We start from the raw sequence: 13,726 nt of genomic DNA, 5'->3' as shown, positions 1-13,726 counted from the left end.
TCTGGGACTTGCACGTCCCGCGTGTACGAATTTTTACGCGAATTCTATTGTATAGCGAGCCCTTATTGCTTCGAACTCAGTTGTTGCCTGCTAAAGTTCTTATGTGTGGCAGGATGGACACAGTAACTTTGCCGACTGCCTTGCGCAAGCCCGACTTTCGCAACAGTTCCCGGTGTAGTATCAAGAGCTTGTCGGCGAGAATACATGTACGGGGCAGGAAAGCCGAGGGGCACGGAAAGACATGACATCCATTTTAGTAAAAGCTAATAGAAAATACCTGGCCGCCGGATTCGGCGCCTTGTGGCTGATCTTGTCCGTCGCCGGAGCCGCCTTTGCCGAGGACTCCAAGGCCGCCCAGGCCAAGGAATCCAAGCCCAGTCCCGCCGACTCCAATCCCTGGGCGGTGAATTGCTCGAGCGGCTCGGCGGGCACCGAGCTTCAGTGCCAGCTATCGCAGAACCTGACGGAGGCCAAGACGGGACAGCGCGTGCTGACCGTGACGGTGCGCCGCGACAACGCCGATGGCAGTCTCGCCATGCTGCTCGCCTTGCCGCATGGCCTGTTCCTGCCGTCCGGCGCCAGCTATCAGATCGACCAGGGTCAGAAGACGGTCATCGCCATCCAGACCAGCGACCAGAACGGCGCCTATGCCGCCACGCCGCTGTCGCCGGAACTGGTCAAGGCGATGAAGTCGGGCACCAATCTCAACATCGGCATGGAATCGGTCACCCGCAAGCCGGTCACCATCCCGGTGTCGCTGGCCGGCTTCACCGCCGCGCTCGCCAAGCTGGAATCGATCAAGTAGCCCTTGCCGGCCGCTTGATTGTCGGCGCCCGCAATGCTCCGTTGCCAGCCCCACGCATACGGAGACATCTCATGACCGGCTTTGTCGACCGCCAGCGCGCCGCCGGGCTGATGCAACGCGCCGGCCTCGCGGCGCTCGTGCTCTGCGCGCCCGAAGCCTTCCACTATGCGACAGGCGCGTCGATCGGCCCGGCCGGCCTGTTCCGGCGCGCCGGCGCCGGCTTCGTCGTCATCCCCGCCAGGCAGGATTTGCCGATCGGCATCGTCGTCGCCGACTTCAACGCCGCCCAACTGCGCATCGCCGCTCCCGAAGCGGTTGTGCTGACGCACCCGGTCTGGATCGAATCGGCGCCGGTCGGGACCGGACCCGCCGGGTCTCCCCTGGCGCAACGTATCGAGGCTGGCCTGGCTTCGCTCGCCCGCGTGCCGGATTTCTCACGTCCCGCCACCTTCGACCTCGCCGGCTCGGCGCGCCAGTTGCGGGCGATGCTCGCCGATTTCGGGCTGGAGCGCGCGCCCCTCGGCGTCGACCTCGATTTTATTCCCGCCGCCGACTTTGCGGCGCTCCAGGCACTGCTGCCGGATTGCCCGATGGTGGACGGCTCACCGGTGCTCGACCGGCTTCGCGCCGTCAAGTCGCCGCGCGAGATCGACCTGCTGCGGCAAGGCATCCTCCTGTCGGAAGCCGGCCTGGAACGGCTGCAGGTCGATGCCATGGCCGGCATGCGCCAGGCCGATCTCGTCGCGCTCTACCGGCAGGGCGTCGCGGCGGCGGCGGCCGGGCTGTCGCATTCGGTGGCCACGGCCGAATATGTGACGCTCGGCGCCCGGGCCAAAGGCGCCGATGCCAGGGCCATGTCGGGCGATCCGCTGAAATGCGACATGGTCTGCACGGTCGGCTTCTACGCCTCCGACATGTCGCGCAATTTTACCTTCGGGCCGCCCTCGGCCGACCAGGCGGAGCTGCACGCCATCGCAGAGCGTGCTTTCGAGGCTGGCCTGGCCGAGCTTGTCGCGGGCAACACGCTTGGCCATGTCCATCGCATCGCCACCGACAGCCTGGCGCGGCAAGGGCTGCGCTCCTACCGTCGCGGTCATTTCGGCCATGGCGTCGGCCAGTCGGTTTTTTCCGAGCAATGGCCGTTCATCTGCCAGGACAGCGACGTCGTGATCGAGGCCGGCATGGTGCTGGCCTTCGAGATCCCGCTCTATATCGACGGCCTCGCCAGCTTCAATCTCGAGGACCAGTTCCTGATCACGCCGGATGGACCGGTTGCGATGAACCGGCTGCCGAGGCGGCTGGAGAGGATCGGGTAAATGGAGCAATCTGTGCTCGCGTATGTCGGCACCGAAGCTGCGGCGCGTTCTTGGACGACGCGCCACAGGATGTGTTGAGATTCAGGTCAGGCCGCGCCGAAAGCGGTGGTTCCCGAGAACCGGAGCGGAGCGTACTTAAAGTACGTGAGCACCGGAAGCGCAGGGAACCGCCGCTTGCAGGCCGGCATCATCTGAATATCAGCGCATCCTACCCACGCACCGGCGGCCGCCGGTCCTTCCAGGGCATTGCCTGCTCCAGCTGCGCCGACGCCGCCAGCACCGTCGCCTCGTCGCCGTAGCGGCCGACCAGCTGTACGCCGATCGGCACGCCGCCTTTCGACCATCCCAGCGGCAGCGAGATCGCCGGCTGGCCTGAAATGTTGAAGGGGAAGGCAAAGACGGCATCCGTCCATTTGGCGTTGTAGCGGTCGATATCGGTCTCCGACATGTCGTAATAGCCGAACGGGCGCGGCAGTTGCGTCAGGGTCGGCGTGACGAAGAGATCATAGGCATTGAGGTCGCCGACGATGTCGCGGCCGACCTGCCGGAGCTGTTCGACATCGGAAATGTGCCTGGTGCCGCTGGTGGCGCGGCCGCGCTCGATGATCGCCCAGGTCACCGCCTCGACGTCCCCGGGCGTTACGGGACGGCCCATCACCGTTTCCAGATAGTCGAATGTCGCCGCCGTCTGCACGCAGGTCATGTTGGTGTAGGTTGTCCACACCCCGTTGGCGTCGAGCGGCATGTCGTGCTCCTCGACATGGTGGCCGAGCCGCTCGAGCGCCGCCACCGTTGCCAGCACCGCCGCCTTCACCTCCGGATCGATCGCCGTGCCGTTGGGCGGCGTGACGGTGAAGCCGACGCGCAACCGTTTCGGCGCTCGCGCCGACAGGCTGAGCCAGGAGCCGTCCGGCACCGGCGGCGTATAGGGATCGCCAGGCAGCGCGCCGGCGACCGCGTCGAGATAGGCGGCCGTGTCGCGCACCGTGCGCGAGCAGCACAGGAAGTAGGCGCCGCCATACCAATAGTCGCCGAACGGCGCCAGGCTGACACGGCCACGCGACGGCTTCAGCCCGACAATGCCGCAGCAGGAAGCGGGAATGCGGATCGACCCGGCGCCGTCGCTGGCCTCCGCGATCGGCACCATGCGCGAGGCGATGGCCGCCGCCGCGCCGCCGCTCGACCCGCCGGGCGTGACGCCGTCCTTCCAGGGATTCCTGGTCGTGCCGTAAAGCTTCGGTTCCGTCGTGATCGACCAGCCGTTTTCGGGCGCGTTCGACTTGCCGACCAGCACCAGCCCCGCCGCCTTCATGCGGCGGACCACCTCCATGTCGAAATCGGCGACGACGTCTTTCAGGTAGAAGGAGGAATTGGTGTTGGGCGCCCCGGTCCAGGACGAGGCCAGCTCCTTGAGCAGGAATGGTACGCCGGCAAAGGGTGCCGATCTGTCGACGGTCGCGGCCTGCGCGCGCGCCATGTCGTAGAGCCGGTGGATGACGGCGTTGAGCGCCGGATTCACGCTTTCGATGACGGTGACCGCCGCCTCGACCAGCTCGGCCGGCGAAACCTCGCCGCGATGCACGAGGTCGGCGAGAGCCAGCGCGTCGGACTCCGTATAGGTTTTCAGCAGACTGTCGGTGACCATGTCTCTCTCCCAAATTTCCATGCTCTCGCCGCCGCGCCTAGGAATGCGCGAGCCATCGCCACCGGCCGATTGCAAAGGTAAGCGCTGCGCCTCATCCGCCTGCCGGCACCTTCTCCCCGTATAGGGACGGGGAGAAGGGAGAAACTCCTGCGCTGCCGGCGCCGTCTCCAGCGCCAGCGGCCGGATTGCGTCAGGCCAGCTCCACCGTCCGCCCCAACTCGATGCTCTGTTCGGCGGCCAGCACGATGCGCAGGCTGTTGACCGCGGCATCCATCTGTTCGGTCAAATCGAGGTCCTCGCGGATGGCGCGCAGGAAGAAGGCCTGCTCGCGGTCGCACAGTTCCTGATGGCCGGGCTCGTCTTCCATGCTGACGATCTCGTCCGGCTTCTTGAAATTCTTGTCGCCGTCGACGGCGGCATAATGGATCTTCAGCGCATCGGTCTTGGTGTGCCGGTCGATATCGGCCGAATTCGAGACCTCGGCTTCCGATGCCGTGCTGGCGGCCTGGCCGGCGACGATCGACACCGCGCCCTTCGGCCCGACCACGTCCTTCACGAAGTAGGCCGTCTCGCTCATCATCGGCCCCCAGCCGGCCTCGTACCAGCCGACCGAGCCGTCATCGAAGGTGACGTGCAGATGGCCGTAATTCTGCTTGTCGGCCTCGGCCCACAATTTCGCGCCGATGCCGTGCACGCGCACCGGCTTGGCGCCGGTCAGCTGACACATGACGTCGACATAGTGGACGCCGCAATCGACGATCGGGATCAGCGAGTCGATCAGGTTCTTGTGCCAGTGCCAGGCGCTGCCGCTACTCTGCTGGTTGAGGTTGAGGCGCATCACCAGCGGCTTGCCCAGCGTCTTGCCGACCTCGATGAACTTCACCCAGGACGGATGGACGCGCAGGATGTAGCCGAGCACCAGCTTGCGGTTCTTCGCCCGCGCCGCCGCCACGACCTTCTCGGCATCCTCGATGTTGGTGGCGAGCGGCTTTTCCATGAACACATGGCAATTGGCGGCGATAGCCTTCAGCGCGTATTCGGCATGCGTGTTCGGCCAGCTGTTGATCGAGACGGCGTCCGGTTTCGTCTCCCGCAGCGCCAGGTCGAAATCCTCATAGAGCGGATAGCCGGAAAGCTCGGCCGGGATCTTCTTGCTGCTCTTGATCGAGCGGCTCATGATGCCGACGATCTCGAACCCTTCCGAGCGATGATAGGCGCTGGCATGCGACGCGCCCATATTGCCAAGACCCACCACCAGCACTCTTACCTTGTCGGCCACATCAGCCTCCCATGCTTTTTCCAATGAAGTGCGGGCGGCAACCCTGTCGCCGCCCGATTTTTCTGCCGGCGGTTCTTACTTCACCGCCGAATCGAACAGATGCGCCTTGATCTTCTCGACATCGAGCGCGGCAAAGCCTTCCGAGAGTTTGGCGCTGTCGGCATCTGCCTTCACCCTGGCCTTGTCGAAGTCGTTGGCCGCCGGGATCAGGTCGTTGGTGCAGACATCCTCGGCCTTCACCGGACTGGTGATCTGGCCGATCTTGTGGATCTCGTCGAAGAAGCCCTGCCAGCTCGTCATGTCATGCGAGCCCCAGCCGCCGCGCTTGTCCATGTCGCCACGGAAAACGTTGATCTGCTGCAGGATCGAGGTGGTGCCAAGCTCGGGTCCGAGATTCTTGGCCAGCGTCGGGAATTGCTCGAACACCGCCTCTACGGCCGCGCGCGGGTTCTGGTAGCCGAATTCCAGCCCCATCGCCCAGCCGCGCAGATATTTTTCCAGGAATGCCTTCTTGTCGGGATCGGCGAGATCGGCGGCGCGCACGACGAAAGTATTGGCCGGCAGCTTCGAATTCTTCACGCCGAGCCAGTATTCGAAGTCGAGCCCCTTGGCGATCCATTCGGCGCGCAGGCCTTCCCATGACAGAGCCGCGTCGCCCTGGCCGCCGGCGAGCGCCGTGCCCCAGGTCGGCCATCCGGCTTCGACATACTTGACCTTCTTGATGTCGACGCCTTGCGCGGCCAGCAGCGGATCGGTGATCGACTGCCAGGCGGCGGAGCCGAGCAGGATGGTCTTGCCTTCGAGTTTCTTCAGGTCGTTCGAGCCCTCGCCCTTGCGGAAGGCGATGGAGAACGTGTCGCGGGCGCCCATGTGGAACACCGACTTCAGCTTCATGCCGTTCTGGATGGCGAAGGAGAACACGCCGGGCGAGGGAAAGCCCATATCGGCCTGCCCGACATCGACGAACTTCACCGTCGCCGTGCCGTCGGACGGTCCCGGCTGCATGTCGGTGTCGAGCCCGTCGAAATAGCCGGCCTTCTTGGCCGCCCAGTAGGGATAGTCGTCGAGCACTTCGAGCGTGCCGCGTGGCGAGATCCAGGTGAATTTTCCATAGGCCTCGGCCCGCGCTTTCAGGCCGCTGGCGCCAAGTGCGGTCGCCGTCACCAGGCCGGCGCCGGTCACCTGCAGGAAATAGCGGCGGCTCATCCCCGCCTGGCGAACGAAATTGTCTTTGGTCATCGTTTTCCCCTTTTTTGTTTGACGTCGGTCTGTTGCCGCCCCCTTCCCGGGCGTCGGCATTGCTTTGCTTATGCCTCCCAGCTCGCCCATTTCTTGCCGATCAGGAAGAACAGCACGTAGATCAGGATGCCGAGCATCGACAGGATCAGCACCACGGCGAAGAATTGCGGCATCTGGATCATGGACGAATAGGTCGTCAGCCGGTTGCCGAGGCCGAAACCGCCGCCGACCATTTCGGCGCCCACGGCAGTGAGCAGGCCGAAGATCGCGCCGATCATCAGCCCGACCAGGATCATCGGCAGCGCCATCGGCGCACGGATCTTCCAGAAGATCTGCAGCGTGCTGGCGCCGTAGGAGCGCGCCAGCGCGATCTTGGCGCTGTCGACGCGGCGAAAGCCGGTGGCGGCGTTGATCATCACCATCGGCCCGGCGGCCAGCGCCACCGCGATGATGCGCGGCGTATAGCCGAAGCCGAAGCGCAGGATGAGCAGCGGCACCAGCGCCAGCATCGGCGTGGTGACCAGCAGCAATATGTAGGGCGCGACAATCTTTTCCGCGAACGGGAACTGGGTGATGACGGCGGCCAGCACCAGGCCGACGGCGGCGCCGATGGCAAAGCCGGACAAGAGCTCGACCAGCGTGTAGCCGAGATGCGGCGCGATCAGCGGGAACTCGTCGAACAGCGCATAGGCGATCGAGCTCGGCGGCGGCATGATGTAGAGCGGCACGTGGAACAGCCGCAGCGCCAGCTCAATGCCGCCGATGACGATCACCGCCACCGCGACGATGGCGGCGACCTCCTTGCCCGACTGGATGCCGGGCCCGCTGGCGAAGGCGGAAAGGTTGGTCAGGCTGACGTCCTGCCCGTCTCCCGACTTGGCCTTCGAGAATTCCGGAATGGCGTCGCTCATGGCCTGATCCTCACGATCTCGGCGCTGGTGCGCTGCTGTTCAGCCTTCGGCGTGGCGCGCTCGCCAACGATATCCATCTTGATCCGGTTGGTGAGGTCGAACACCTCGCGTGTCGCCATGATCTCCAGCGAGCGCGGGCGAGGGAACGGCACGCGGTACTCCTTCGCGACGCGACCCGGCCGCGCGCTCAGAACCACCACCCGGTCCGAGAGAAAAATAGCTTCCTCGATCGAGTGGGTGATGAAGACGATGGTGGTCTTGGTGTCGAGCCAGATCTCCTCGACCAGCCGGTTCATCTCTTCCCGGGTAAAGCTGTCCAGCGCGCCGAACGGTTCGTCCATCAAGAGCACGGAGGGCTTCAGCGCCAGGGCGCGCACGATCGCCGCGCGCTGCTGCATGCCGCCCGAAAGCTCGCGCGGGAACTTGCCGCCGAAGCCGTCGAGCCCGACGCGGTTCAGGAGATGCGCGATCCAGGCGCGATCGGGCTTCTCGCCCTTGATCTCGAAGGGGAAGCGGATGTTGGCGTCGAGATTGCGCCACGGCAGGAGATTGGCTTCCTGGAAGACGATGCCGATATCGGGATGCGGCCCGGTAATTGCCTTGCCATCGAGCCGGATCTCACCGCTGGTCAGGCCGTGCAGCCCCGACATCGACCACAACAGCGTGGTCTTGCCGCAGCCGGACGGGCCGACGATGGAGACGATTTCGTTGGTTTTGACGTCGAGGCTGCAGCGGTCCAGCGCCAAGAGGTCGCCGGATGCCGTGTGATAGATCTTGGTCGCCGCCTGCACGCCAAGCTTCGGCGTTGTGATATCGCCCGCGTTCATCCGCCCCTCGGAGATTGCGTGATGATCCAATAGGTCATCAGACTGCCGGAAATCAGTGTGTAACTATCCTACTTTGCTGTCAAGCGCCGGCATTGGTAAGCGTACCACGAAAACCGCGGTTTTGATTTAATGTGTTGTTTTTATGGCGCTTTCTTTACCTTGAAATCCGTGTTGCTTTCCTACATAGTTGGACAGGCGCACACGCCGCTGCCCTTGCGGCACGCAGCGGTTGCAGCAGCGCCGGACGCATGGAACGACAGCGTGCAAACATGGTAAGAGGTCAGGTCGAAAACGGGCTAGGAAAGACCGACTTCATGACCGAAGCTGCCAGCCGGGGACATCCGATCGCCGACGAGGAAGGAGCCGGCGGCGAGCCTGTCCGGCGCATTCCCGACATCATTTCGCTGGTGAAGGATTCCTACGGCGAATTGCGTCCGGCCGAGCGCCGTGTCGCCGATGTCGTGCTCGACGATGTCAAATACGCCGTCGATGCCTCCAACGCGGCACTGGCCCAGCGCGCCGGCGTCAGCGAGCCGACGGTCACCCGTTTCTGCCGCGCCATCGGCTGCGAGGGCGTGCGCGACTTCAAGCTGAAGCTGGCGCAGAGCCTCGTCGTCGGCGCGCTCTATCTGGACACGTCGCCGGGCAGGCAGGGCGATGCCGGCATGCCGTACTGGAACGCGGTGTTCGGCGAGGCGCGCCGGGCGCTGCAGGAGGCCGAGCGGCAGCTCGATCCGGGCGAGCTGGAGAAAGCGGCCGAGCTCATCGCCCGGGCGCGTCAGGTCACGGTGTTCGGACTCGGCGGCAGCTCCTCGGCGCTGGCGCAGGAAACCCAGTACCGGCTGTTTCGCTACGGCATCTCGATCAGCGCCCAATGCGACCCCTATCTGATGCGCATGACCGCCTCGACGCTGAAGCCCGGCGATCTCGTCATCGCCATCTCGGCGACCGGCCGCACGCGCGAGGTGATCGAAGCCGTCGAACTCGCCAAGCACTACCACGCCAACGCGATCGCCGTGACGGCCCCCGACACCGAGCTCGCCCGCGCCTGCGACGTCAGGCTGACGGTTGCGGTATCAGAATATCCCGACACGCTGAAGCCGACCGCCTCTCGCTATGCCTTCCTGGCGATGATCGACCTGCTTGCGGTGGCCTCGGCCTACAAGCTCGACGGCCCGGCGCGCGAGACGGTGCGCCGCATCAAGTACAACGCCCAGATCCACCGCACGGGCAAGGAGATGGAGCCGCTGGGGGATTAGCTCCCCTCTCCCCGTTCACGGGGAGGTGAGAGGTGGTCCGCGTAGCGGATGAAGGGCGGCGCCGGGCTCGATGGTTTTACTGTCCCGATGCAAATCGGGGCGCATGCAGCAAGAGGGGAAGAAATGCTCGACATGGCACCAACGAAGCAGGCAACCGCATGGCTCGCGTCCTTTGCGCATGCGCTCGAAACCGGCGATGGGACCGGTGCGGCCAACCTGTTCGCCGACGACTGCTACTGGCGCGATCTTCTGACCTTCACCTGGAACGTCACCACCATGGAAGGCCGCGAAGCCATCGCCGCCATGCTCAAGTCAACGCTGGCGACCACCAAGCCAACCGCATGGCAGCTCACCGGCGAGGCGACCTCGGACGACGGCACGATCGAAGCCTGGTTCGCCTTCGAGACCGCGGTGGCGTCGGGCCAAGGCATCATGCGGCTGCGCGATGGCCGCTGCCGCACCTTGTTCACGGCGATGACCGACCTCAAGGGGTTCGAGGAGCGCAAGGGTGCGAAAAGACCGCTCGGCGTGCGCCACAAGGCCGACCCGGAGCGCGAGACCTGGTCTGAGGCGCGGGCGCGCGAGACGCGTGATCTCGGCGCTACGGAGCAGCCCTATTGCCTGGTCATCGGCGGCGGCCAGGGCGGCATCATGCTGGGCGCACGCCTGCGGCAGCTCGGCGTGCCGACCATCGTCATCGAGAAGAATGCGCGGCCGGGCGATTCCTGGCGCAACCGCTACCGCACCCTCGTGCTGCACGACCCGGTCTGGTACGACCATCTGCCCTACATCCCGTTCCCGGACAACTGGCCTGTTTTCACGCCCAAGGACAAGATGGGCGACTGGCTGGAAATGTACACGCGCGTCATGGAGCTGAATTACTGGGTCGCCACCAAATGCCTCAGCGCCAGCTATGACGAGGCGGAGAAAGTCTGGACCGTGGTGGTCGACCGCGTCGGCCAGCGCATCACGCTGAAGCCGAAGCACGTCGTCTTCGCCACCGGCGCCTACGGCCCGCCGCGCAGGATCGAGCTGCCCGGCGCCGGCGATTTCAAGGGCGAGCTGCTGCATTCCAGCCAGTATGCGAGCGGCGAGAAGTACCGCGGCAAAAAGGTCGCCGTTGTCGGCGCGGCAAGCTCGGGCCATGATGTCTGCGTCGATCTCTGGGAAAGCGGCGCCGACGTCACCATGGTCCAGCGCTCACCGACCACCGTGGTCAAATCCGACACGCTGATGCAGGTCGGCTTCGAGATTTTCTCGGAAGACGCGCTGGCGCGCGGCATCACCACCGAGAAGGCCGACATGATCGTCGCCTCGACGCCGTTCGCGCTGGTGCCCAAGGGCCAGCGCGCGCTCTACGACGTCATCCGCGCCCGCGACGCCGATTTCTACGAGCGGCTCGCCGCGTCGGGCTTCGCGCTCGATTTCGGCGACGACGAGACCGGCCTGCTGATGAAGGCCTACCGCACCGGCTCGGGCTATTACATCGATGTCGGCGCCTCCGACCTGATCATCGACGGCAAGATCGGAATCCGCAGCGGCGTGCCGATCAAGGCGCTGACGGCCAAAGGCATCCTGTTCGAGGACGGCAGCGAGCTGGAGGCCGACGCCATCGTCGCCTGCACCGGCTACCAGTCGATGAACGAGAATGTCGCCGCGCTCGTCTCGCGCGAGGTCGCCGACAAGGTCGGCCCGTGCTGGGGCCTCGGCTCCGGCGTCAAGGGCGACCCCGGCCCGTGGCAGGGTGAATTGCGCAACATGTGGAAGCCGACGGCGCAGGAGGCGCTCTGGTTCCATGGCGGCAATCTGGCCCTGTCGCGCTTCTATTCGAAGTATGTGGCGCTGCAGATCAAGGCACGGATGGAACGGATTGCGACGCCGGTTTATGGGAAGCCGAGCAATTCGGGGTAAGGTCGACCTCCACTCCGTCTCGGCTTCGCAGCGACGGAGTGGGGGAAGGCGGTTACAAAATGTGCCGCCGCAGACAGCTACAACCCTGCCTACCGCGGATCTCCGTATCACCCGATAGATGACTAATCACTCATGCCGGTGCCCGAAATGCCGGGCAGCCACCTCGACATGCGTATGGTCGGCATGCGCTTCGAAACGCTCGGTCTCGTCGTGGTCGGCCGCCTCGTTCGGCCACCAGGTGCCGCCGATGACGATGCCTTCCGACACCAGCCGCTGGTCGGCGGTGAGCGAGGCGCCGACCGCGTCGATAAAGGTGAAGCGGCCCGACCGCTGGCGCAGCACGGCGACGTCGCCCACCGTGCCGACCGCCAGCGTGCCGAGATCGGGCCGCGCGATCGCTTGCGCCGGCGCTTGCGTCGCGGCGCGCAGCACCTCGACCAGCGGCATGCCGAGCGCCATCAGCTTCGACATGCAGACCAGTATGTCGAAGGCCGGCCCGTCGACGCAGTAGAGATGCACGTCGCTCGAAATGACGTCCGGCGCCAGGCCTTCGGCCAGCATGGCGCGTGCGACGTCGAAATCGAACGAGCCCATGCCGTGGCCGAGGTCGAAGATGACGCCGCGCTCGCGCGCCAGCCGCATGTCGGGCCGCACCATGCCGGAGGCGAAGACCGGCGCGTTGGGGAACGGCCGGAAGCAATGGGTGAGGATGTCGCCACGGCGCAGGCGCGGCAGCACTTCCGAGCGCCCGGGCGGCGGCTCGTCGATATGCGCCATCAGCGGCAGGCCGGCTCTGTCGGCGGCCTCCAGCGCCAGATCGACCGGCGCGATGCCGCTGGTGCCGCCGGCATGCTTGCCCGAGCGCACCTTGACGCCGACGACAACATCGGCGTGCTCGCGCGCCGCCGCCACCACCTCGCGCGGCTCGCACAGCCTGAGATCGCCGCATTCGCCGACCGAGACCGTCTGCGAGAAGCCGAAAATGCCGGCGAAGGAAATGTTGACATAGGCCAGGATGCGCACCTTCGAGCGCTCCATGACATGGCGGCGGAAACCGAGGAAATTGCCGGCGCCCGCGCTGCCGGCGTCGATGAAGGTGGTGGTGCCGCTCTTGGCCGCCAGCCGGTCGGCATCGACGCCGAGCGACGTGCCGCCCCAATAGACGTGGCTGTGCAGGTCGACCAGTCCAGGCGCGACGATGCAGCCTGTCGCATGGACCGTTTGCGCGGCGCTGGCCGCGGGGATATCGGCGTCGATTGCCGCGACGCGGCCGTTGGCGATGGCGACATCGCGCAGCGCGTCGACGCCGGACACCGGATCGATCAGCCGTCCGCCCTTCACGAGGAGGTCGAATTGCATGGCAGCCTCCGCCTTTGTGATCTGGCCTGTCAGGCCGGCCGGTACGCCACGGCCTCGACCTCGATCTTGATGTCGATCATCAGCCGCGATTCGACGGTCGTGCGGGCCGGCGGGTTCTTCGGGAAATGCCTGGCATAGACCGCGTTGAAAGCGCCGAAGTCGCGCGCGTCCTCGAGCCAGACGGTGGTCTTGACCACATCGTCCATCGTGCAGCCGGCGAGCGCCAGCGCGGCCTTCACATTGGCGAGCACCTGCTCGGTCTGTTCCGTGATGCCGCCCTTGACCACGATGCCGTCGCCGCCGACCGGGACCTGGCCCGAGATGAAGACGAAATCGCCGGCCCGCACGGCGGGCGACAGCGGCACATGGGACGTTCCAAAAGTCTGCTTGGGCAAGGGAGGACCTCCTCTGGCGGCGTGGCGGGACACCAGGGCGGCACCCGTTTGCGAGGAGGTTTACCGCGATCGGGCCGATCCCGATAGAGGCCCTTGTTGGAAAGCAACATTCTTCGGAATCCGTGTTGCTTTATTACAAAAGCGCTTGCATCGTGCGCGCTTGCCGGACGGGCTCGACGCCACGACGGACAGATGCCCTTGCGACACCGGAGACCCCGACAATGACCTTCGACAAGAACCCGTTTCCGACAGGCGACGCCGACCGCCACGAGCTGTGGGAGATGCTGGTGCGCCGCGACATCGACGCCTTCATCGGCCAGGACTGGTCGATGGTCGAGAACGACTTCGTCGCCGACTCTTTCTTCGGCATGCACGCGCATTTCCTTGCCAATGCCGATGCCTGGCGGTTGCAGTTCCCGAGGCTTGAGATCTATCGCGACGAATGGCTGCGCCAGGCCAGGGAGACGGCGGCGACCAAATTCGCCGAGCCGCTGCGCGAGGCGCTGTTTCGCGTCACCAACCTGCGCGACATCGATGTCGACGGCGACCGCGCCGTGCTGCACAAGAAGTTCGACGGTTCGGTCGCCAAGGCCGATGGCAGCGTCGACCGGCTGAAATGGCAGACGCTGTATTTCTGCCGCAAGGTCGGGGCGAACTGGAAGATCGCGGGCTTTGTCGGCTACATGCCTTATCCGCTGGGGGCCTAGAGCGTTTCATGTTTTGACGGAAACGTAACCAGCGTTTTCGAAATAGTTCCTGCATTCGGCTGCCTCGATGGTT

The 13,726-nt window shown here is 65.3% G+C and carries 12 protein-coding genes; 5 read left to right on the top strand and 7 right to left on the bottom strand.

What is annotated here, in order from left to right:
* Positions 1-298 precede the first annotated feature (298 nt).
* Both FJ967_RS29950 and FJ967_RS29945 read left to right on the top strand, forming a co-directional pair.
* A complete protein-coding gene (locus tag FJ967_RS29950; RefSeq protein ID WP_246675437.1) occupies positions 299-805 on the top strand; it encodes an invasion associated locus B family protein in 507 nt (168 codons plus the stop codon).
* A gap of 71 nt (positions 806-876) precedes the next feature.
* The gene (locus FJ967_RS29945; RefSeq protein WP_140735921.1) at positions 877-2,121 is read left to right on the top strand and encodes a Xaa-Pro peptidase family protein; all 1,245 of its coding nucleotides are present in this window, start codon (positions 877-879) and stop codon (positions 2,119-2,121) included.
* Between the two features lie 208 nt (positions 2,122-2,329).
* Here FJ967_RS29945 and FJ967_RS29940 read toward each other — a convergent pair whose 3' ends face one another.
* The 5 genes from FJ967_RS29940 to FJ967_RS29920 form a co-directional block, all read right to left on the bottom strand.
* Positions 2,330-3,766 carry an amidase gene (locus tag FJ967_RS29940; RefSeq protein ID WP_140735920.1) on the bottom strand — a complete coding sequence of 479 codons (1,437 nt, stop codon included), beginning with the start codon at positions 3,764-3,766 and terminating at the stop codon, positions 2,330-2,332.
* Positions 3,767-3,956: 190 nt separating this feature from the next.
* Positions 3,957-5,045, bottom strand: a complete 1,089-nt coding sequence (locus FJ967_RS29935; protein WP_140735919.1) for a Gfo/Idh/MocA family oxidoreductase — start codon at positions 5,043-5,045, stop codon at positions 3,957-3,959.
* A gap of 75 nt (positions 5,046-5,120) precedes the next feature.
* On the bottom strand, positions 5,121-6,284 hold the full coding sequence (locus tag FJ967_RS29930; protein WP_140735918.1) for an ABC transporter substrate-binding protein: 1,164 nt from the start codon (positions 6,282-6,284) through the stop codon (positions 5,121-5,123).
* A 68-nt stretch (positions 6,285-6,352) separates the two neighbouring features.
* The gene (locus tag FJ967_RS29925; protein ID WP_140735917.1) at positions 6,353-7,195 is read right to left on the bottom strand and encodes an ABC transporter permease; all 843 of its coding nucleotides are present in this window, start codon (positions 7,193-7,195) and stop codon (positions 6,353-6,355) included.
* A complete protein-coding gene (locus tag FJ967_RS29920; protein ID WP_140735916.1) occupies positions 7,192-8,022 on the bottom strand; it encodes an ABC transporter ATP-binding protein in 831 nt (276 codons plus the stop codon). The genes FJ967_RS29925 and FJ967_RS29920 overlap by 4 nt, the downstream gene beginning before the upstream one ends.
* Before the next feature lie 314 nt (positions 8,023-8,336).
* Here FJ967_RS29920 and FJ967_RS29915 point away from each other — a divergent pair, with 314 nt between their 5' ends.
* Together FJ967_RS29915 and FJ967_RS29910 are read left to right on the top strand one after the other, a co-directional pair.
* A complete protein-coding gene (locus FJ967_RS29915) occupies positions 8,337-9,281 on the top strand; it encodes a MurR/RpiR family transcriptional regulator (protein ID WP_140735915.1) in 945 nt (314 codons plus the stop codon).
* A 123-nt stretch (positions 9,282-9,404) separates the two neighbouring features.
* Positions 9,405-11,192: an NAD(P)/FAD-dependent oxidoreductase gene (locus tag FJ967_RS29910; protein WP_140735914.1), complete on the top strand. Its 1,788-nt coding sequence runs from the start codon at positions 9,405-9,407 to the stop codon at positions 11,190-11,192.
* A 126-nt stretch (positions 11,193-11,318) separates the two neighbouring features.
* Here the strand turns inward: FJ967_RS29910 and FJ967_RS29905 are convergent, their stop codons facing one another.
* Both FJ967_RS29905 and FJ967_RS29900 read right to left on the bottom strand, forming a co-directional pair.
* A complete protein-coding gene (locus FJ967_RS29905; RefSeq protein ID WP_140735913.1) occupies positions 11,319-12,551 on the bottom strand; it encodes an amidohydrolase/deacetylase family metallohydrolase in 1,233 nt (410 codons plus the stop codon).
* A 29-nt stretch (positions 12,552-12,580) separates the two neighbouring features.
* Positions 12,581-12,946, bottom strand: coding sequence for a RidA family protein (locus FJ967_RS29900; RefSeq protein ID WP_127873603.1), 366 nt, complete (start codon positions 12,944-12,946; stop codon positions 12,581-12,583).
* Between the two features lie 221 nt (positions 12,947-13,167).
* On the opposite strand from FJ967_RS29900, the gene FJ967_RS29895 reads away from it, so the two are divergent.
* A complete protein-coding gene (locus tag FJ967_RS29895) occupies positions 13,168-13,653 on the top strand; it encodes a hypothetical protein (protein WP_140735912.1) in 486 nt (161 codons plus the stop codon).
* Positions 13,654-13,726: the final 73 nt, after the last annotated feature.

It is taken from the genome of Mesorhizobium sp. B2-3-4 (assembly GCF_006442315.1).
Classification (GTDB): Bacteria; Pseudomonadota; Alphaproteobacteria; order Rhizobiales; family Rhizobiaceae; genus Mesorhizobium.
Note: the sequence above shows the minus strand (reverse complement) of the source record. Positions and strands in the feature narration are given on the sequence as shown.